Here is a 17926-nt window from a genome sequence, read left to right as displayed (position 1 = left end):
GGCTGTCAGCCGGGGCACTTGAGACCGGAGGCCGCGGCCGTCGCGGCTTGGTCCAGCGACTGGATCTGGGGCTGCAGCTGGGTGAGCGCGTCCTTGCCGGTGGTGTCGCCCGGCAGGTCCTCGTAGCCCTTCTTGAGGTTCTCGGCGGCGGACCGGACCGCCTCGCGCTCCGCGTCCTTCATCTTGCTCGCGTTCTCCTTGACGTCCTCCCAGTCCTGCTGGACGGCGTCGTAGGCGTCCTTGAGCTCGTCCTTGGTCGCGACGGCGGGGTTCAGGGCCTTCAGCTTGGCGTTGTCGGCCTTGAGCGCGTTCAGGTCGGTGCACAGGTCGGCCGCGGCCTCGGTGGCCTCCTCGGCGGGGGAGCTGTCGTCGGAACACGCACTGAGGCCGAACACCGCGCTCAGGCAGAGCACGCCGATCACCGGGAAACGCTTCATGGAGGGGGCCTTCCTCGATCAGGCAAACCAGGCGTACGGGACCTTCCGGTACTACGACAAAATACGCATAGCCGGACACGGTCCGCATCCGCACCGCTCCGCCCCGCCACCGGCCCGCCCCGGCGCCGGCCCGGCTAGGCGGCGGGCTGGATGTTCTGGTTGAGGTGGAAGAGGTTGCCCGGGTCGTACGTCCGCTTGACCGCGGCCAGACGGTCGTAGTTCCCCTTGTAGTTGGCCCTGATCCGGCTCTGGTCGTCCTCGGCCATGAAGTTGATGTAGCCGCCCTCCTCCGAGTGCGGGGCGGTGGCCTCGTAGTAGTCCCGGACCCAGGCGATGTTCGCCTCGTTGTCCGCGGGGTCCGGCCACATCCCGGCGATGACGGTGGCGAAGGAGGCGTCGCGGTAGGCGAAGGCCGTCTCGTCCGGCCCCACGCGGTGGCAGGCTCCGTTGATCGGGTAGATGTGCATCGTCGAGTTCACGGCGGGCAGCTTCGGACCGTGGACCAGGTGCGCCTCGATGGCGGCGTCGGTCAGCTCGGTGACGAAGTTGGCCTTCCAGTAGTGCTGCAGGCCGGGCGGCACGAGCGCGTCGAAGGCGCTGTTGAGCGCCGGGTACGGCATGGGGCCGACGTGCTCCGCGACCACCGGGGCGAAGTCCCGGAAGACCTGCAGAGCCTTCTCGCCCTCGTCGAGCGGCCCGGCCCAGCACCCCACGATCAGCGCGAAGGGATCACCGTGCCGGTCCTCCGGGATGAACGGGAGCGGCGGGGCGAGCTGGAAGGCGGGGAAGCCGCCGAGCTGCTCCGGGGCGTCGGCGATGTACTCGGCGAAGGAGCGCAGCACGGTGGCGGCGTCGTCCACCTCGAAGAGCATCGGCCCGCCGTAGATGTCCTTGACCGGGCTGAGCCGGTACTCGAACGAGGTCACCGCGCCGAAGTTGCCGCTGCCGCCGCGCAGCGCCCAGAAGAGGTCCGGGTTCTCCTCCTCGCTGGCCACGACCAGCCGGCCGTCCGCCGTCACCACATCGGCCGAGACCAGGTTGTCGCAGCTCAGCCCCAGCCCGCGGCACAGGTAGCCGATGCCGCCGCCGAGGGTGAGCCCGCCGATGCCGGTGGTGGAGATGATCCCGCCCGTGGTGGCCAGCCCGAAGGCGTGGGTCGCCGCGTTGAAGTCGCCCCAGGTGGCGCCGCCCTCGGCGCGTGCCGTGCGGCGCGCGGCGTCGACGCGTACCCCGCGCATCCCGGACAGGTCCGCGACCACGCCGTCGTCGCAGGTGCCGAAGCCGGGCACGCTGTGACCACCGCCGCGGACCGCGAGGTCCAGCCCGTTCTCCCGCGCGAAGTCGACCGTCGCCATGACGTCGCCGGCGTTGGCGCACCGCACGACGACGGCCGGCCTCCGGTCGATCATGGCGTTGTTGACCGCGCGGGCTTCGTCGTAGGCGTCGTCACCGGGGGTGACCACCGCCCCGCGTACGCGTTCCCGCAGCTGGTCGATCGAGAGCTTGCCCATGACCATCGCTCCTCGTCCTTCGTACCTCTCTCTTACGCCGCGCCGGGACGCGTGCGCCGGAGGCTGCCGCTAAGGCCTCAGATGGCTGAAGCCCACCTCGAAGTGCTCGACCCCGAGAACCTGCTGGCCCTCCCGGCGCGCGGTCTCCTCGCGGATCCGGTGGGCCAGCTCCTCGCTGTCCCGCATGCTCTGCTCGTCCTCCCACAGGGTGAGCGACTTCGCCTCCCCGGTGGCCCGGTCGACCAGGTAGTAGACGCCCAGGAAGCCGGGGGCGTCCGCCACCTGCCGGACGATCTGCTCCGAATGCGCGCCCAGGTCCCCCTCCGCGGGGACGGGTGATCCCTGGTAGGTGCTCAGCCTCGCGAACATCTGCGGCAGTCCTTCCTGGCCCGGCCGCCGTCGGGGGACAGGCAGCTCCAGGACCAGCGTGCTCCGGCAGACCGCGCCGCGCATGCCGGAGCGGCGGACAATGGTGGCGGGGGGACGCGTCTGCCGGTGCCGTTGCGGAGAGGCGGGACGTCGAGGTGACGTACATAGCTGTGACCGCCCTGAGCCATGTCGGTCTGGTCCGCGAGCACAACGAGGACAGTCTCGTCATCGGTCCGTGGACCCTGTGCGGGACGGTGACCCAGAACCCCCAGACGCTGGTGTTCCCCTTCGGCAGACCGCTCGTCGTCGCGGTCGCCGACGGGCTCGGCGGGCAGCCGGCCGGGGAGGTGGCCAGCGAGCTCGTGGTGCGCCAGCTCTCCTCGCTCGGCCCCTCGCTGGACTGCGCGGAGGCGGTCGGTGACGCGCTGGACCTCTGCAACGACGCGGTGTACGCGGCCACCGACGGCCGGCCGGACCTGACGGCCATGGGGACCACGGTCGCGGGCACCCTCGTCCTGGCCGAGTCACTGCTGGCGTTCAACGTCGGCGACAGCAAGGTGTTCCACGCGGGGCGCGACGGGCTGCGCCAGGTGAGCGTGGACGACAGCCCGCCGCCGGCGCCCGGGCACCGCACGACCTCCGCCGTCACCCAGGTGCTCGGCGGCAGCCGCGGGCGCACGGCGATCACCCCGCACATCGGGACCTTCACGCCGGCCGAGGGCGACCGCTACCTGGTGTGCAGCGACGGGCTGACCGACCCGGTGCCGGACGAGGCGATCGAGGAACTGCTGCGGCTGCACGACGACGGCAGGGCGGCCTTCGAGCTGTGGAAGGCCGCGATCGACGCGGGCGGGCCCGACAACATCACCCTGGCGCTGGTGCGGATCGGCTCCTGACGGGGAATTCCGGTATTACCCCTCGAATTTCCGGGCTGCTCATATCATTTCCGGACCGGCAGCCCGGTGGGGCGACGCCGAAATTACCTGAGGGAAAGACGTTCCCGGCCCAGCGCTTTTCCCTGTGCTACGGTGACGCCAGTTGCGGTTGAGGTCCCCAAAAAGCTTACAAGTGCTCTCACCTGATCGTCCGGTGGGCGCACTTTTCATTTCCGGTTCAGATTTCCGGTCGGGGCAATCATCTCGGCGACGCCGGGTCCGCACAGTGCGGCCCGGGCACTGCCCCAAAGGAGACATCTCATGGCATCCGGCACCGTGAAGTGGTTCAACGCGGAAAAGGGTTTCGGTTTCATCGAGCAGGAGGGCGGCGGCGCGGACGTCTTCGCCCACTACTCCAACATCGCCACGTCCGGCTTCCGTGAGCTCCAGGAGGGCCAGAAGGTCACCTTCGACGTCACGCAGGGCCAGAAGGGCCCGCAGGCCGAGAACATCGTTCCCGCCTGACGCCCTCGCCGGCACCGACAGCGGCGACGACGACGCGAAACGTTCAGGCGCGGCCCGCACCCCTGGGTGCGGGCCGCGCGCCCGTTTCCGCGCCCCCGCCGCGAATCGGCCGCCGTCGCGGCGGAAGCACCGCCCGGAACCGGGCCCGCTTGCTAGAGTCCCTGCCCATGTCGATCCCTGACGACCTGCTCCACGACATCGCCGCCATGGTCGAGTCGGAGCAGACCAATCAGATGTCCCTGACGGTCGTCGTGAACGGCGCCGTCATCACCGGCCGCCTCGCCCCCGAACACGTGTGGCGCGAACGGGTCGCGGAGGTCCTGCGGGACTCCGAGCAGCTGGGCCCGTTCGCCGAGGTCTTCAGATCCACCACCGCGGCCACGGCCAGACGGCCCGCGGGCCCGCCCTCGCACCTGCACTTCCACGTGGCACGCATCCTCCAGGGCCCGGTGGGCATCCCCGAGACCGGCGGGATGTACCGGATCGCCCTGAGCGACGTCAGCGCCTGGACCGTCGGGGACTTCAGCTACTTCGACAAGTAGCCGCGCCCCGCCGCGATTTCCGCACGGCGCCGCACCGCACAATGTCCGCATGCGCATCTCGATGCTGGGGGCCCTGGACGTACGGGGCGAGGACGGGAGCGGCGTCGGAGTCGGGGGGACACGGCTGCGGGCCCTGCTGATTCTGCTGGCGCTCGAACCGGGCCGCGTGGTCGCCTCCGAGCTGCTGATCGACGGGATCTGGGCGCAGGATCCGCCCGCGTGCGCCGCGAACGCCCTGCAGGCGCTGGTGTCCCGGCTGCGCCGGGCCCTGCCCGCGGGGGCCGTCGCCTCGCATCCGGCCGGCTACCGGCTGGCCGTCGAGCCCGACGCGGTGGACGTCGTCCGCTTCGAACGGCTCGCGTCCGAGGGCCGCGCGGCGCTGGCCCGCGACCCCGGGGCCGCCGCGCGTCTGCTCCGCGAGGCACTGGAGCTGTGGCGCGGACCCGCCCTGCTCGACGTCGCGGGCTCGGACTTCTTCCGGCCGCCGGTGGCCCGGCTCTCGGAACTGCGGATGGCGGTCCTGGAGGACCGTATCGAGGCGGACCTGCGCGGAGGGCGCGGCCGGGAGCTGACCGCCGAGCTGACCTCCCTCGTCGCCGAACACCCCTTGCGCGAACGGCTCGTCGGCGCGCTGATGCGGGCGCTCGTCGCGGCCGGCCGCCCCGCCGAGGCGCTCACCGCGTACGCGGCCGCGCGCGAGGCTCTGGCCGAGGAACTCGGCGCCGACCCCTCGCCGGAACTGTCGGCCCTGCACACCGCCGTACTGCGCGGCGAGGTCCCTGCGGGCGCCGCACCGGCGCCGCCGGCACCTCCGCCGCAGCAGCCGCAACCGCAACCGTCGGCACCTGTGACGACACCGGTACCGGCACCGGCGCCGACGCCGCTCACCAACCTGCGGGCCGGACTGGCGAGTTTCGTCGGCCGTGACGACGATCTCGCCCATATCGCCGCCCTCGTATCCGAGTTCCGGCTGACCACGCTCACCGGCCCGGGCGGGGCCGGCAAGACGAGGCTGGCCGTCCAGAGCGCGCGCCCGCTGCTCGACCGGTTCCCCGACGGCGTCTGGCTGGTGGAGCTCGCCCCGCTGAGCACGGACGCCGACCTGGTGCCCGCCGTCCTGAACGCGCTGGCCCTGCGGGAACACGGGCCGGCGGCAGGCGACCCGCTGGACCGGCTCACCGCGGCGCTGCGCACCCGTACGGCCCTGCTGGTGCTCGACAACTGCGAGCACCTGATCGAGGCGGCGGCGGCGACGGCCGGCCGGCTGCTCGGCGAGTGCCCCGGGCTGCGCGTCCTGGCGACCAGCCGGGAGCCGCTCGGCCTCACCGGCGAGGCGCTGTGGCCGGTCCCCCCGCTCGCCCTGCCGCCCCGCGAAGCCGATGGCGACGCGGACCGGGCCCTGTCCTACGCCGCCGTCCGGCTGCTGCACGACCGGGCGGTCGCGGCGCGTCCCGGCTTCGCCGTCACCGACCGGACGGCCGCGGCGGTCACCCGGATCTGCCGGGCCCTGGACGGGATGCCGCTGGCGATCGAACTGGCCGCGGCCCGGCTGCGCACGATGAGCGCCGAGCAGCTCGCCGCCCGGCTCGACGACCGGTTCCGGCTGCTGACGAGCGGTGCCCGGTCGGCCCCGCGTCAGCACCGCACGCTGCGAGCCGTGGTCGACTGGAGCTGGGAGCTGCTGTCGGAGCCGGAACGGGCGCTGCTGCGGCGGCTCGCCGCCTTCCCCGGCGGCGCCACCGTGGAGGCGGCCGAGGGTGTGTGCGCGGGCGGCCCGGTCGAGGAGGACGACGTACTCGGCCTCCTCGCGTCGCTGGCCGACAAGTCCCTGCTGGTGACCGACGGCGACGGGCGCCACCGGATGCTGGAGACGATCCGGGCGTACGGCCTGGACAGGCTCGCGGAGGCCGGCGAGGAGGAGCGGATCCGCCGCGCGCACGCCGCGTACTTCACCGGGCTCGCCCGGACCGCGGACCCGTACCTGCGGCGGGCCGAGCAGTTGGACTGGCTCGCGCGGCTCACCGCGGAGCACGACAACCTGTCCGCGGCGCTGCGCGGTGCGATCGCCGCGGGCGACGCGCGGGCCGCCGTACGGCTGGTGGCGGCGGCCGGGTGGTACTGGTGGCTGAGCGGCCGCAAGGCGGAGGGCGCCCAACTGGCGCTCCAGGCGCTGGCGTTGCCGGACCGGGCCGAGGCCTCCGACCCGGCCGCCGGGGACCGGGCCGAGGCCTCCGACCCGGCCGCCGGGTGCCGGGACGGGACGGACGGACGCGGCGGGACGGACGGCTCCGACGGGAGGGACGGCTCCGACGGCACGGACGGCACGGACGGCCGGGACGAGGAGTCCCGTGCCGTCGCGTGTGCGCTGGCCGTGCTCTTCGCGACTGCCGGACTCGGCGACGACCGGCAGAACGCGGAGCTGCTCCGTGAAGGCGTGCTGCTCGCCGGACGGACGGGGAGCCGGCACCCGGTGGTCCGCTTCCTGGACCCCCTCGACCGGATCCTGCGCGGCGCGGCCGCGGGCGAGGGCCCGCCGGCGGACGCGTGGGAGGGGGCCCGGTCCGACGAGGACCCCTGGGTCCGGGCGCAGGCGCTGCTGGAGGGCGCCAAGACTTTGCTCGGGACCGGCGGCCGGCCCGAGCGGGCGGAAGCCGCGATCGAGGCGGCCCTGGCCGGTTTCCGCGGTCTGGGGGAGCGCTGGGGGATCTCCTTCGCGCTGACGCTGCTGGCCGACCTGGTGGCCCGGCGCGGCGACCTCGCCGCGGCAATCGGCCACTACGAGGAGGCCGTGGCCGTCCTCGGCGAGCTCGGCGCCGTCGAGGACCGGCTCTACGCCTGGGTGCGGCAGGCCCAGCTGCGCCTGCTGGCCGGGGATCCGGCGGGCGGCGCCGCGGCGATGGCGCGGGCGGAACGGGCCGCGGTGGCGGCCGGCTGGCCGGAGGCGCTGGCCATGGTGGCGCACGGCAAGGCCGACCTGGCCCGCTGGAACGGCGAGCCGGAGGTGGCCCGGGCGGAGCTGGTGCGGGCCCGGGAGGCGGTCCGTGAGGTCGCCGTGCACCCGGTGTTCCGGGCGGTGCTCCTCGACTCGCTCGGGTACCTCGACGCGGCCGCGGGCGGGCCGGCGGCCGCCCGCGCGCACCGGGCCGAGGCCCTCGGCCTGGCGCTGGACGCGGGCCACGCGCCGACCCTCGCCCAGGTGCTGGTCGGGGTCGCGGACCAGGCCCTGCGGCTGGACCGGCCGCAGGAGGCGGCCCGGCTGCTGGCGGCGGCCCTGGCCGTGCGCGGCGGGCCCGACCATTCGCGGGCGGACGCGGCCCGGGTCGAGGACGCGGCCCGTGCGGCGCTCGCCGGGGAGTACCCGGCGTACGGGGAGCCCCCGGGCTCCGCGGCCGCCACGGAGGCGGCGGAGGCCGCGACGGAGCTCGCGCGGGAGGTCCTGGGCGCCTGATCACCCCCGGCGGCGAGCTCGGGAGCCGGCGGCCGGCCAGGGGCCGGGGCCGCTCCGGGCGGCGCGGGCCCGGCCCCCGCCGTGTCCACATCCTGGACGACTACGCTCATTTCATGAACGCAGAAGCCGACGCCCTCGCGACCGTGAAAGACGCTGACCGGAAGCACGTCTTCCACTCCTGGTCGGCGCAGGAGCTCATCGACCCGCTCGCCGTCGCCGGCGCCGAGGGGTCGTACTTCTGGGACTACCAGGGCAACCGCTACCTCGACTTCTCCAGCGCCCTGGTCTACACGAACATCGGCTACCAGCACCCCAAGGTCACCGCGGCCATCCAGGAGCAGGCGGCCAGGCTCTGCACCGTCGCGCCCGGCTTCGCCGTCGACGTGCGGTCCGAGGCGGCCCGGCTGATCGCCGAGCGCACCCCGGGCGACCTCGACAAGATCTTCTTCACGAACGCCGGGGCCGAGGCGGTGGAGAACGCCGTCCGCATGGCCCGGCTGCACACCGGGCGTCCGAAGGTGCTGTCCGCGTACCGCTCGTACCACGGCGCCACCTCCACCGCGATCAACCTGACCGGCGACGCCCGCCGCTTCGGCAACGACTCCGCGACCGCCGGCGTCGTGCACTTCTGGGGGCCCTTCGCCTACCGGTCGCCCTTCTACGCGGCGACGGAGGCCGAGGAGTGCGAGCGGGCCCTGCGCCACCTGGAGGACACCATCGTCTTCGAGGGGCCGCAGTCCATCGCCGCGATCATCCTGGAGACCGTCGGCGGCGCCCCCGGCGTGCTCGTGCACCCCGACGGCTACCTGGCCGGGGTGCGCGCGCTCTGCGACCGCTACGGCATCGTCTTCGTCCTCGACGAGATCATGGTCGGCTTCGGGCGCACGGGGAAGTGGTTCGCCTCCGAGCACTGGGACGTCACGCCCGACCTGATCTGCTTCGCCAAGGGCGTGACCAGCGGCTACGTACCGCTCGGCGGGGTCGCCGTCTCGGCGGCCATCGCCGGGACCTTCGCCCGCCGGCCCTACCCGGGCGGGTTGACGTACTCCGGGCACGTGCTGGCCTGCGCGGCGGCCGTCGCCACCATCGGCGTCATGGAGGAGGAGGGCGTCGTCGAGCAGTCCGCCCGCACCGGCTCCGAGCTCCTCGGGCCCGGCCTGCGCGCGCTCGCCGAGCGCCACCCGTCGGTCGGGGAGGTCCGCGGCCTCGGCACGTTCTGGGCCCTGGAACTCGTCCGCAGCAAGGAGACGCGCGAGCCGCTGGTCCCGTACAACGCCGCCGGGGCGGACAACGCGCCGATGGCGGAATTCGGCGCGGCATGCAAGAAGGGCGGGCTCTGGCCGCTCGTCGCGGGCAACCGGATCCACATCGCGCCGGCCTGCAACATCTCGCCCGAGGACGTGGCGAAGGGGCTGCGGATCCTGGACGAGGCTCTGACGGTGGCCGACGCGCACACCGTCTGACCTGCGCTTCTGTGGGGTCGCCCAATCCGTCGGTACCGGTGTTCGGAGGATCCGTGCGGTGGTCAACCCGCCACGCGCATGCTGCAATCCGTGCAGGCCACCAATGCCTGAACAGGCCGAGCACCACCTACGGACCGGGATGCACGTCAGTCCCGGGGCGGCCCCCTCGGGGCCGAACGGCGGGGAGCGGGACGACCGCTGGACGCCGGGCGTACGGGATCCAGAAAGACGGACTCCGTGTTCCCGAGTACCCGAAGGAAGACAGCATGAGCAAGCACGTCCTGGCCCAGAACCAGTACGGCAAGGCCGAGAACCGCATCGTCAAGGTCACCCGCAAGGGCAACGACGGTTCCTGGCACGAGATCCGCGACCTCAACGTCTCGGTCGCGCTCCGCGGTGAGTTCCGCGACGTCCACCTCACCGGCGACAACGCCAACTGCCTGCCGACCGACACCACGAAGAACACGGTGTACGCCTTCGGCAAGGAGCACGGCATCGAGTCCCCGGAGGCCTTCGGCATCCTGCTCGCCAAGCACTTCGTCTCCTCGCAGGCACCCATCCGCGAAGCCCAGATCCGCATCGAGGAATTCGCCTGGGAGCGCATCCCGGTCCCGACGCGCAAGGAGCAGCACTCCTTCGTCCTCAAGGGCCAGGAGGTGCGCACCGCGCAGATCACCTACAGCGAGACGACCGGCCTCCAGGTCATCTCGGGCCTGAAGGACCTCACGGTGATGAACTCGACGAACTCCGAGTTCCACGGGTACATCAAGGACAAGTACACGACGCTCAAGGAGGCGTACGACCGCATCCTGGCGACCAAGGTCACCGCGCGCTGGGCGCATTCGGCGCTGGCTGCCGACGACCCCGGGTACGACTGGGACCAGGCGTACAAGAAGGTCCGCAAGAACATGCTGGAGGCCTTCGCGGAGACGTACTCGTACTCGCTCCAGCAGACCCTGAACCAGATGGCCGAGCGGGTGCTCGACAACTGCCCCAGGGTCAACGAGGTGCGGCTCAACCTCCCCAACAAGCACCACTTCCTCGTCGACCTGGAGCCCTTCGGCCTCAAGAACGACAACGAGGTCTACTTCGCGGCGGACCGCATGTACGGCCTGATCGAGGGCACCGTCCACCGTGACGGCGTGCAGCCGGTCATCGCGACGTCCGACTGGATCGTGGCGTAGCGGACCCGCTCCCGCGCCGGTCGTGAGCCGGGCCCGGACCGCGTCGCGGGGTCCGGGCCCGGCCTCGCGCTACGCGTCGGGCAGCTCCTCCTGCGGCCGGCCCACGAGCAGGTTCCAGCGCCCGGCCCGTCCGGTCAGGGTGGTCACCCACTCCGGCCGGACGTCGAGGCGCCAGAAGGCCGCCGCCGGCAGCTCCAGGGCGTGCACCACGGCCGCCCGTACGACGGCCTGGTCGACCTCGAAGCGGTACGTGCCCGGCGCCAGGCCGGCCAGCTCCGCCCCGACGCGGCCGATCAGCGCGTCCACGGACTCTCCGCCCGGTGGCGCGTACCCGGGGTCCGTCAGCCACGCGTGCAGGGCCTGCGGTGCCTGCGCGGCCACCTCGTCCAGGGTGCGGCCGGCCCACTCCCCGGTGTCCGGCCCGCGCAGGCCCTCGTGGCCGGGACACGGCCGCGGGTGGCCGAAGCGGCCCTGGCGGGCGGCCGGGTCCAGTGGGGGGCGCACGAGGTGGACGCGCACCGACTGACTCTTCATAAGGGGAGCCTAAGCGCGGTACCGTCACGAACGAGACAAGTCCATGACGACGGTACGGCGGAAGCACCGGTGAGAATCCGGCACGGTCGCGCCACTGTGAATCCTCCCGTGGGGGAGGCGAGTCAGACCCGCCACCGTCGTCGAGCGCACCACTGACCGGGACGCGTGTTCCCTCTGGAGGTTCTGCAATGGCCGACTCCGCCGTGCCCACGACGAACGCCCCCACCCTCACCCCCATCTCGCTCTCCGTGCTCGCCCCCTGGGCGGTGTTCGCCGGCGTCCTGATGCTCGTCCTGCTCTACTTCGTCGGCGCCGAGCAGGGCGCCACCGCCCTCTTCGAGGGCGAGACCATCCACGAGTGGGTGCACGACGGCCGCCACCTGCTCGGGTTCCCCTGCCACTGATCCGCTTCCCGCACCACCGCCCTCCGGTGTCCCGGGCGTCCGGACCACCGTGGGGACGACTTTCGGCCTGGCCTTCCGTTTTCTAGCCGACCGGGCCCTTGTGTGCGCTCCCGCACCCAAGGAGGCTTTGCAGCCCACAAGTTGACGATGAAAGGCCGATGGTCCATGGCAACGGCGATCAGGGAATGGCGGGGCTGGACGGGTGCCGCACCCTTCTGGCTGAATTCCTTCCTGCTGCTCCTGGCCCCCTGCTGCGCCATCACGCTGTTCGGCCAGATCGGCATCATCGCCGCGCTGGCCGCGCTCGGCGGCCTGGCCCGCCACCTCTGGTACGGCGACTACGGCCATCCGGCCATGCACCTGGCCGCCGCGCTCATGGGGGCGGGCACGGCGGCTGTCGTCATGTGACCGCTGCGGGCCAGGCCGCCGGGCTCCGCCGGCGCTCCCCCGGTGCCTCCGGGCCCTCCCCCCGCTCCGTCGGGCTCCCACCCGGTGCCGCCGGGCCCTCACCCGTTCGGGCGTATCCGCGCCGCCCCCGGCGTCCGGTGCGCCCGACCGGCGCGAACTGCGAAAACTCCCCGAACGTGCGACGACACGCCCGTGACCCCATGTCAGTCTCTCGTGTTTCACGGTGTGCCGATGGGCAGAGGAAGTGTCCACTGCTCACATGACCCGGCCGCACGAGCCGGACAGGAGGGAATCCCATGCCCCGCGCCAAGTGGGTCGTCGCCTCTCTGACGGTGGCGCTGCTGTCCACCACCGTCGTGGTGTTGCAGCGGACCGAGGGCGGCACGCCCGCTGCCGCCGGCACCGACGACGCACTGCCCTCGCGGGCTCTGGGACTCTCCGGCCACCGCCGTCTGGTACGGGAGCTGGAACAGTCCGGTGCGCACGGCCCCGGTGAGGTGACCCGGCCGCGCAGGGTGGCCGCCGCCGAGCCGCTGAGAACGGTCTCCGGGCCCCTGCGGGCCGCCCGGCCGCTGCGGTTGCGCATCCCGAGTCTGGGCGTCGACGTGCCGTTCGGCGGGGACCGCGAGGAGGCCGCCTGGGACTCCGGAGGACCGGCGCCGGGCGCCGCCGGAACGGCGGTGGTCACCGGAACGGGCCTGCGGCTGGGGGAGTTGCGCCGGGGCCGGACCATCGAGATCCCGCGCGCGGACCGCCGTACGGCCGTGTTCACGGTCGTAGGGATCTCGCCCGGCAGGGTGACGGAGCTCGATGAGCCCCCCGGCCGCGCCCAACTGCGGGTGATCGGCGGGGAGACCGCCGTACTGGCCCGGCTGACGGGACACCGCAGCAGCAGTTGACACCTGGCGGGCTGTCAGCCGTGGGGGGTGTCTTCGTCCCCCGGTCGGCGGCTTCTGGGGGTCCGTACGGGAGTCTTCCGGCGTGGCGGGGCACACCCCTCGCATGACCTGGAGGCGACACGCACGCACGGCACTGACGAGGGCGCTCACCGCGGCCTGCGTCGTGCTGCTGTGCGTGTTCGGTGCCGGTCCGGCCGGAGCGGCCGCCGCGGAGCACCGCCCGGCCTCCTCGGCCCCCGCGGAGCCCACCGCTCCCGTGGAGCCCGCCGAGCCCGCGGAGGGCCAGTCCGATCCGGCGGCCGATCCCGAGGCACGCACGGCCGTCCGTGCGACCGCGCGCGGGCCGGCCTGTGTGCAGCGGACCCCGCTCGCTCTGTTTCACGTGAAACAGAGCGGCGCCCCGGGCCGCGGGCCCCGCGCGGAGGCGGCCGAACCGGCCTTGTCCCTGCGGACGGTGCGGAGTGTGGTGCTGCGCTGCTGAGCGGACCAGGTCCCCAGCGCATCCCCCACACCCCCCTGAGCACCGTGAGGTTCCGCCATGCCCATCGACCCGTACGCCGCACTGAACGCCATGCTCCGCGCCGAGGTCACCCGCTTCGCGCCGCCCGTACGCAAGGCAGAGCCGACCGCCCCGCCGAAGACCCCGGCCCCGTCCGTGGAGGACGAAGGTGATCCGCAGCGGACCGCGGCCGGCGGCTCGGCCGCGTAGCAGCCGCGCGGACAGGGAACGGCGCCGGTGCCCCCGCCCCGGATCGGGGGGCGGGGGCACCGGCGCCGCTGCGAGCCCGGCCGTGCGGCCCCGCTCAGTCCTCGTGCGTGTAGTAGCGGTAGAAGGCGACGGCGCCGACGCCCACGGCGACCGCAAGACCGATCACGACGGATGTCAGGATCGACTGGTCGGTGAGGCTGTGCAGGTAGCCCACGGCGATACCGCCGAAGGCCCCGTAGGCGGTGGCGTGGACTTCGCGCATCATCCGCGGGCCGACCCTGGCGAGACCGAACATGATCGCCGCGAAGATCACGCCGCACAGGATCCCGTAGAAGACGTTGGCCGCGGTGACCGGGCCCTCCTGGCGCTCGATGAACGCGCACCAGACGCCGTAGACCAGTCCGAGGAGCAGTGGCCTCACATAGGCGCCCTTGCTCAAGTGGGTCATGTCCGCCATCTGCCGGTGCCGCCGAGGGGCAGCGTGTGCCGCATGTGCCATGACGGGCTCCTCTCTCCCATCCTCCAGGGCACACCCGCCGCCTCCGCCCGGCAAGTGGATCAGCGGACCGGCTCTCAGGGCGTGCGCACCGCCACGGCGTCGATCTCGAAGAGCATGCCGGGCAGGGCCAGGGCGGCGACCCCGATGAGGGTCTGCGCGGGAAGTCCGGTGCCCCAGGTGGCGTGCAGGTGCTTCAGGAGCACCTCCAGCTTCCGCTGGTCGTGATCGACGATGTAGGTGCCGACGCGGACCACGTCGGCGGGGCCGAGGCCGGCTGCGGCGAGCGCGGTGCGGAGGTTGGCGAAGGCCCGTTCCACCTGGTCGGCGAAGTCGTCGGAGACGACGTGGCCGCTCTCGTCGGAGCCGTACTGGCCGGCTATGAAGACCTGTTCGCCGGGGGCGGAGACGATGTGGCTGTAGCCGTAGCCGGTGGGGGTGTGGAGTCCTGCGGGGTTGATGATGCTGCGCGTCATGCCGAGCTCCCTGCTTCCGTGTCCATGTCCGTGCCTGTGCCGGCGTCCGTGCCTGTGCCGGCGTCCGTGCCCGTGCCCGCGTCCGTACGGGCGGTACTCGCTGCTACTGCGCGGCGAGCCAGGCGCGCAGCCGCTGCGGGGCCTCGGGGGCCTGCCGTTCGGCCTGCTGCCGGATCTCGTCGAGGTTCTGGGCCGCGAGCGCCTTGCGCCAGGCCAGTTCGGCCCGGCTCATGGCGTGCGCGATGGCGCAGTCGGCGGCGGCGCCCTCGGCCGTCGGCCCGTCCGCGCCGGGCCCCCGCCGGCGGATCTCCGCGCACCGGAAGGCCTCTTCGGGCCCCTCGACGGCGGCGACCACGTCCATGAGCGAGACGGCGGCGAGCGGCCGGGCCAGCCGGAAGCCGCCGCGCGGTCCGGGGCTGGAGGTGAGGATGCCCGCCCGGGCCAGCGCCTGCAGCTGCTTGTTGAGATAGGCCGCGGGCAGGTCGTGCCAGGCGGCGAGCCGCGCCGCCGACACCGCGCGGTCCGGTCCGCTCCAGGCCAGGTTGACGCAGCTGTGCAGCGCCCACTCGACGCCCTCGCTCATCCTCATATTCTGGATATTAGATATCCAGGATAGGGAAGGCAAGGATCCCACGCCGTCCGGGGGCCCACCACCCGACCGCAGCAACACCGCTCGCGCCGCGGCCCGTCCCCGCTTTCCCTGGTGACGTGCGCAGCATCCTGTCGGCGGTTCTCATCGTGCTCGTGACCCTTCTCGTGCCCGCGAGCGCCGTCGCGTACTGGGCCGACCGCGAGCTGGGCGACGCCGACCGCTACACCGCGGCCATGTCCCCGCTCGCCGAGGACCCGGCCGTGCGGGAGGTCGTCGTCACCCGGACCGCCCGCGCCCTCACCGGGCAGATCGACGCGGGCCCCTTCCAGGCGGGCGTGGACGCCCTGCTCGGCGAGGCCCTGCACTCCTTCGCCGACACCCCCGCCTACCGGACGGCCTGGGACGCGGCCAACCGCGCCGCCCACGCCGCCTTCCTCGACGCGCTCACCACCGGACACGGCAACGCCGTCACCATCGACCTCGCGCCCGTCATCGACCGGATCAAGAGCGAACTCGTCTCCGACCAGGTGCCCTTCGCGGACCGCATCCCCGTGACGCGGCTGTCGGTGGAGGTCATGGAGTACGACAACCTCGGCGCCCTCCGGAAGGGGTTCCGCATGCTCCAGATCGCCGGCGTCTGGCTCCCCGTCCTGACCCTGGTCCTGGCCGTGTCGGCCATCGCGGTGGCCGTCCACCGGCGGCGTGCCGTCATCGCCACCGGACTGGGCCTGGCGGCGGGGGCCGGACTGCTGTGGCTCACGGTGGAGGTGTGCCGCCGCCTCACCCTGGACGACCTGCCCGCCGACATCGACCGGGCCGCGGCCGGAGCGGTGTACGACGCCCTCACCGCGTTCCTGCGGACCACCGCCTGGGCCGTGCTGCTGATCGGGCTCGCGGCGGCCCTGGCGGCATGGGTGACGGGACGACTACGCCGCACCCCATAAGCTCGGAAGGTACAACACGCGCAGAACGACGCAGAAGAGCGCAGAAGAACCGATTCGCGAGCGGCGGCACGGAAGCGGAATGAGCACCGAACGCACCGAACACATATCGTCGCGGCGAGCCCGGCACCATCCGCTGGCTCCGCCCGCCTGGCTGCTCGAAGGGCTGCGGCCGACCACCGCGCCCGTCCCCTGGGCCGCCGCGGCACGGGCGGCGGTCGCGCTGTCCGTCCCGCTCGCCGTCGGCTTCGCCCTGGACGAGCCCGAGTACGGCGCGCTCGCCTCCATGGGCGCCCTGTCCGGGGTCATCGGCGACACCGCCGACGCCTACCGGATGCGCGTCCTGAACATCGCCGTGCCGCAGCTCTTCGGCGCTGTCGGCGTGGCCCTGGGCACCCTCGTCTACGGCCACGGCTGGGTGGCCGTCGGCGTGCTCACCCTCATCGCCCTGATCTCCGGGATGATCTCCTCCATCGGCACGGTCGCCTCCGTGTCCGGGCTGCTGCTCCTGCTCAACGCCGTGGTCGGCGCCGGACTCCCGATGCCGCAGCCCTGGTGGACGGCCCCGCTGCTGCTGGGCGCGGGCGGGCTGTTCGTCCTCGCACTGACCCTGCTGGGCTGGCCCCTGCGCGGCCGCCGGCCCGAACGGGAGGCGGTCGCCGCCACCTACCGGGCCCTGGCGGACACGCTGGAGGCCGCCGGAGGCCCCGCCGACCTCTACGACGAGCGGCGCCGCCGGGTCACGCGGGAACTCAACCAGGCCTACGACCTGCTCCTGGGCCGCCGGGCCCGGGTGCACGGGCGCAGTCAGTCGCTCGTCCGCATGCTCGCCCAGCTCAACGTGGTGATCCCGCTGGTGGAGGCCGCGCCCGCCGCACACCTGCGCGGCCGGCCGCTGCCCCCCGCGATCCCCGCCGCCGTACGGGAGCTCGCCGCGGCCGTCGAGGAGGGCCGCACCGGGACACCCGTCCTGGACCTGCCCGCCGCCGGCACCCCCGCGGAGCGGGCCCTCGACACGGCGCTGCGCCACGCCGCGACCGTCGTGCACCTCGCCGAACCGGACCCGTCCAACGTGGACGACCGCCTCGGCCGGCCCGCCGCTCTCAGGGTGCGTGCGAAGCGGGCGGTGCGCGACATGATGCTGTCCGAGGCCTCCTGGCGCTACGGACTGCGGCTCGCCCTCTGCATCGGCCTCGCGCAGTCGCTGGTGTCGGTCGTCGAGGTCGAGCGGTCCTACTGGATCGCGCTGACCGTCACCTTCGTGCTCAAGCCCGACTTCGGCTCGGTGTTCTCCCGGGCCCTGCTGCGCGCGCTCGGCACCGCGCTCGGGCTGGTCGTCGCCGCCGCCGTGCTCGCCGAGGTACCGCGCGGCTGGTGGGACGTACCGGTGATCATGGTGCTCGGCGCCCTGATCCCGGTCTTCTCCGCCAAGGGGTACGCCTTCCAGACAGCCGCGATCACCCCGGTGATCCTGCTGCTCTCGGACCTGCTCAACCACCAGGGCTTCGACCTGATCCGCCCCCGGCTGCTGGACAGCCTGATCGGCTGCGCAATCACCCTGACCGCCGGATACCTGCTGTGGCCCGAGAGCTGGCACACCCGGATCGGGGACCGGCTCGCCGACACCGTCGACGACGCCGCCCGCTATCTGGAGCGGGCCTTCGCACCGGCCGCCGACGACGCCGCCCTCGCGGCGGCGCGGACCGCCCGGCTCCAGGCCCGGCGGCGGCTCTACCGCGACCTGTCCGGCGTACGCAGCGAGTTCCAGCGGGCACTGACCGAGCCGCCGCCGACCGGCACCCGGGCCGCCGCGTGGTGGCCGCTGGTCGTCGCCGTGGAACGGATCGTGGACGCCTCCACCGCCGCCCGGGTCCGCGTCAACCACGGCGCCCCGCCCCCGCCCGCCGAGGAGGTGGCCGGGCTCGCCCGGCAGTTGCGCGAACTGGCCGGCCGCGTCCGCAGCAGCACCACCCCGGTACGCGTCGAGGGCGAGCCGACGGGCGACGGATCGGGCGTCCTGGCCCCCGTCCACCAGGAGCTCGCGGCGGCCCGGGCCATCACCCAGCCGGAGCGCTGACCGGGCCGGGCGGGACCGGACGGGGGAGCATCGGAG

20 protein-coding genes are annotated in these 17926 nt (G+C 73.4%); 13 read left to right on the top strand and 7 right to left on the bottom strand.

Annotated features, from left to right (window positions below; translation table 11 throughout):
* Positions 1–5 precede the first annotated feature (5 nt).
* The 3 genes from NRK68_RS17750 to NRK68_RS17740 form a co-directional block, all read right to left on the bottom strand.
* A complete protein-coding gene (locus NRK68_RS17750; RefSeq protein ID WP_183066501.1) occupies positions 6–437 on the bottom strand; it encodes a hypothetical protein in 432 nt (143 codons plus the stop codon).
* Between the two features lie 134 nt (positions 438–571).
* The gene (locus tag NRK68_RS17745) at positions 572–1948 is read right to left on the bottom strand and encodes an FAD-binding oxidoreductase (protein WP_183066500.1); all 1377 of its coding nucleotides are present in this window, start codon (positions 1946–1948) and stop codon (positions 572–574) included.
* 69 nt (positions 1949–2017) lie between these two features.
* Entirely contained in the window at positions 2018–2317 is a 300-nt protein-coding gene (locus NRK68_RS17740; RefSeq protein ID WP_046777743.1) for a hypothetical protein, read from the bottom strand.
* Positions 2318–2472: 155 nt separating this feature from the next.
* On the opposite strand from NRK68_RS17740, the gene NRK68_RS17735 reads away from it, so the two are divergent.
* From NRK68_RS17735 to pucL, 6 genes are all read left to right on the top strand, one after another.
* Positions 2473–3213: a PP2C family protein-serine/threonine phosphatase gene (locus NRK68_RS17735; RefSeq protein WP_183066499.1), complete on the top strand. Its 741-nt coding sequence runs from the start codon at positions 2473–2475 to the stop codon at positions 3211–3213.
* A 300-nt stretch (positions 3214–3513) separates the two neighbouring features.
* Positions 3514–3717 carry a cold-shock protein gene (locus tag NRK68_RS17730; RefSeq protein ID WP_030030412.1) on the top strand — a complete coding sequence of 68 codons (204 nt, stop codon included), beginning with the start codon at positions 3514–3516 and terminating at the stop codon, positions 3715–3717.
* 167 nt (positions 3718–3884) lie between these two features.
* Positions 3885–4259, top strand: coding sequence for a GvpU-like protein (locus tag NRK68_RS17725; RefSeq protein ID WP_183066498.1), 375 nt, complete (start codon positions 3885–3887; stop codon positions 4257–4259).
* Between the two features lie 49 nt (positions 4260–4308).
* Complete coding sequence (locus NRK68_RS17720; RefSeq protein WP_257856191.1) at positions 4309–7707, top strand: AfsR/SARP family transcriptional regulator; 3399 nt, start codon at positions 4309–4311, stop codon at positions 7705–7707.
* A 113-nt stretch (positions 7708–7820) separates the two neighbouring features.
* Positions 7821–9170 carry an aspartate aminotransferase family protein gene (locus NRK68_RS17715; protein WP_183066496.1) on the top strand — a complete coding sequence of 450 codons (1350 nt, stop codon included), beginning with the start codon at positions 7821–7823 and terminating at the stop codon, positions 9168–9170.
* A gap of 266 nt (positions 9171–9436) precedes the next feature.
* Complete coding sequence (gene pucL / locus NRK68_RS17710) at positions 9437–10354, top strand: factor-independent urate hydroxylase (RefSeq protein WP_183066495.1); 918 nt, start codon at positions 9437–9439, stop codon at positions 10352–10354.
* 69 nt (positions 10355–10423) lie between these two features.
* Here the strand turns inward: pucL and NRK68_RS17705 are convergent, their stop codons facing one another.
* Positions 10424–10888 carry a histidine phosphatase family protein gene (locus NRK68_RS17705; protein ID WP_183066494.1) on the bottom strand — a complete coding sequence of 155 codons (465 nt, stop codon included), beginning with the start codon at positions 10886–10888 and terminating at the stop codon, positions 10424–10426.
* 188 nt (positions 10889–11076) lie between these two features.
* Here NRK68_RS17705 and NRK68_RS17700 point away from each other — a divergent pair, with 188 nt between their 5' ends.
* From NRK68_RS17700 to NRK68_RS17680, 5 genes are all read left to right on the top strand, one after another.
* On the top strand, positions 11077–11292 hold the full coding sequence (locus NRK68_RS17700; RefSeq protein ID WP_183066493.1) for a CbtB domain-containing protein: 216 nt from the start codon (positions 11077–11079) through the stop codon (positions 11290–11292).
* Positions 11293–11457: 165 nt separating this feature from the next.
* The gene (locus tag NRK68_RS17695; RefSeq protein WP_030956595.1) at positions 11458–11700 is read left to right on the top strand and encodes a hypothetical protein; all 243 of its coding nucleotides are present in this window, start codon (positions 11458–11460) and stop codon (positions 11698–11700) included.
* Between the two features lie 296 nt (positions 11701–11996).
* Positions 11997–12599, top strand: coding sequence for a class F sortase (locus NRK68_RS17690; RefSeq protein ID WP_183066492.1), 603 nt, complete (start codon positions 11997–11999; stop codon positions 12597–12599).
* A 103-nt stretch (positions 12600–12702) separates the two neighbouring features.
* Positions 12703–13080: a hypothetical protein gene (locus NRK68_RS17685; RefSeq protein WP_257856190.1), complete on the top strand. Its 378-nt coding sequence runs from the start codon at positions 12703–12705 to the stop codon at positions 13078–13080.
* A 57-nt stretch (positions 13081–13137) separates the two neighbouring features.
* Positions 13138–13308 carry a hypothetical protein gene (locus NRK68_RS17680; protein ID WP_157879730.1) on the top strand — a complete coding sequence of 57 codons (171 nt, stop codon included), beginning with the start codon at positions 13138–13140 and terminating at the stop codon, positions 13306–13308.
* 94 nt (positions 13309–13402) lie between these two features.
* On the opposite strand, the gene NRK68_RS17675 is transcribed toward NRK68_RS17680, so the two are convergent.
* The 3 genes from NRK68_RS17675 to NRK68_RS17665 form a co-directional block, all read right to left on the bottom strand.
* Positions 13403–13756, bottom strand: a complete 354-nt coding sequence (locus tag NRK68_RS17675) for a hypothetical protein (RefSeq protein ID WP_257856189.1) — start codon at positions 13754–13756, stop codon at positions 13403–13405.
* Between the two features lie 125 nt (positions 13757–13881).
* Positions 13882–14280 (bottom strand): RidA family protein, encoded by a 399-nt coding sequence (locus NRK68_RS17670; protein WP_183066489.1) that lies wholly within the window; start codon positions 14278–14280, stop codon positions 13882–13884.
* 103 nt (positions 14281–14383) lie between these two features.
* Positions 14384–14863 (bottom strand): RrF2 family transcriptional regulator, encoded by a 480-nt coding sequence (locus tag NRK68_RS17665; protein ID WP_257856188.1) that lies wholly within the window; start codon positions 14861–14863, stop codon positions 14384–14386.
* A gap of 125 nt (positions 14864–14988) precedes the next feature.
* Here NRK68_RS17665 and NRK68_RS17660 point away from each other — a divergent pair, with 125 nt between their 5' ends.
* Positions 14989–15816: a hypothetical protein gene (locus tag NRK68_RS17660; RefSeq protein ID WP_183066487.1), complete on the top strand. Its 828-nt coding sequence runs from the start codon at positions 14989–14991 to the stop codon at positions 15814–15816.
* A 79-nt stretch (positions 15817–15895) separates the two neighbouring features.
* Entirely contained in the window at positions 15896–17890 is a 1995-nt protein-coding gene (locus NRK68_RS17655) for an FUSC family protein (protein WP_257856187.1), read from the top strand.
* Positions 17891–17926 lie beyond the last annotated feature (36 nt).

It is taken from the genome of Streptomyces yangpuensis (assembly GCF_024666385.1).
In the GTDB taxonomy this organism is placed as follows: Bacteria; Actinomycetota; Actinomycetes; order Streptomycetales; family Streptomycetaceae; genus Streptomyces; species Streptomyces yangpuensis.
This window is presented reverse-complemented; position numbering and strand designations above follow the sequence as displayed.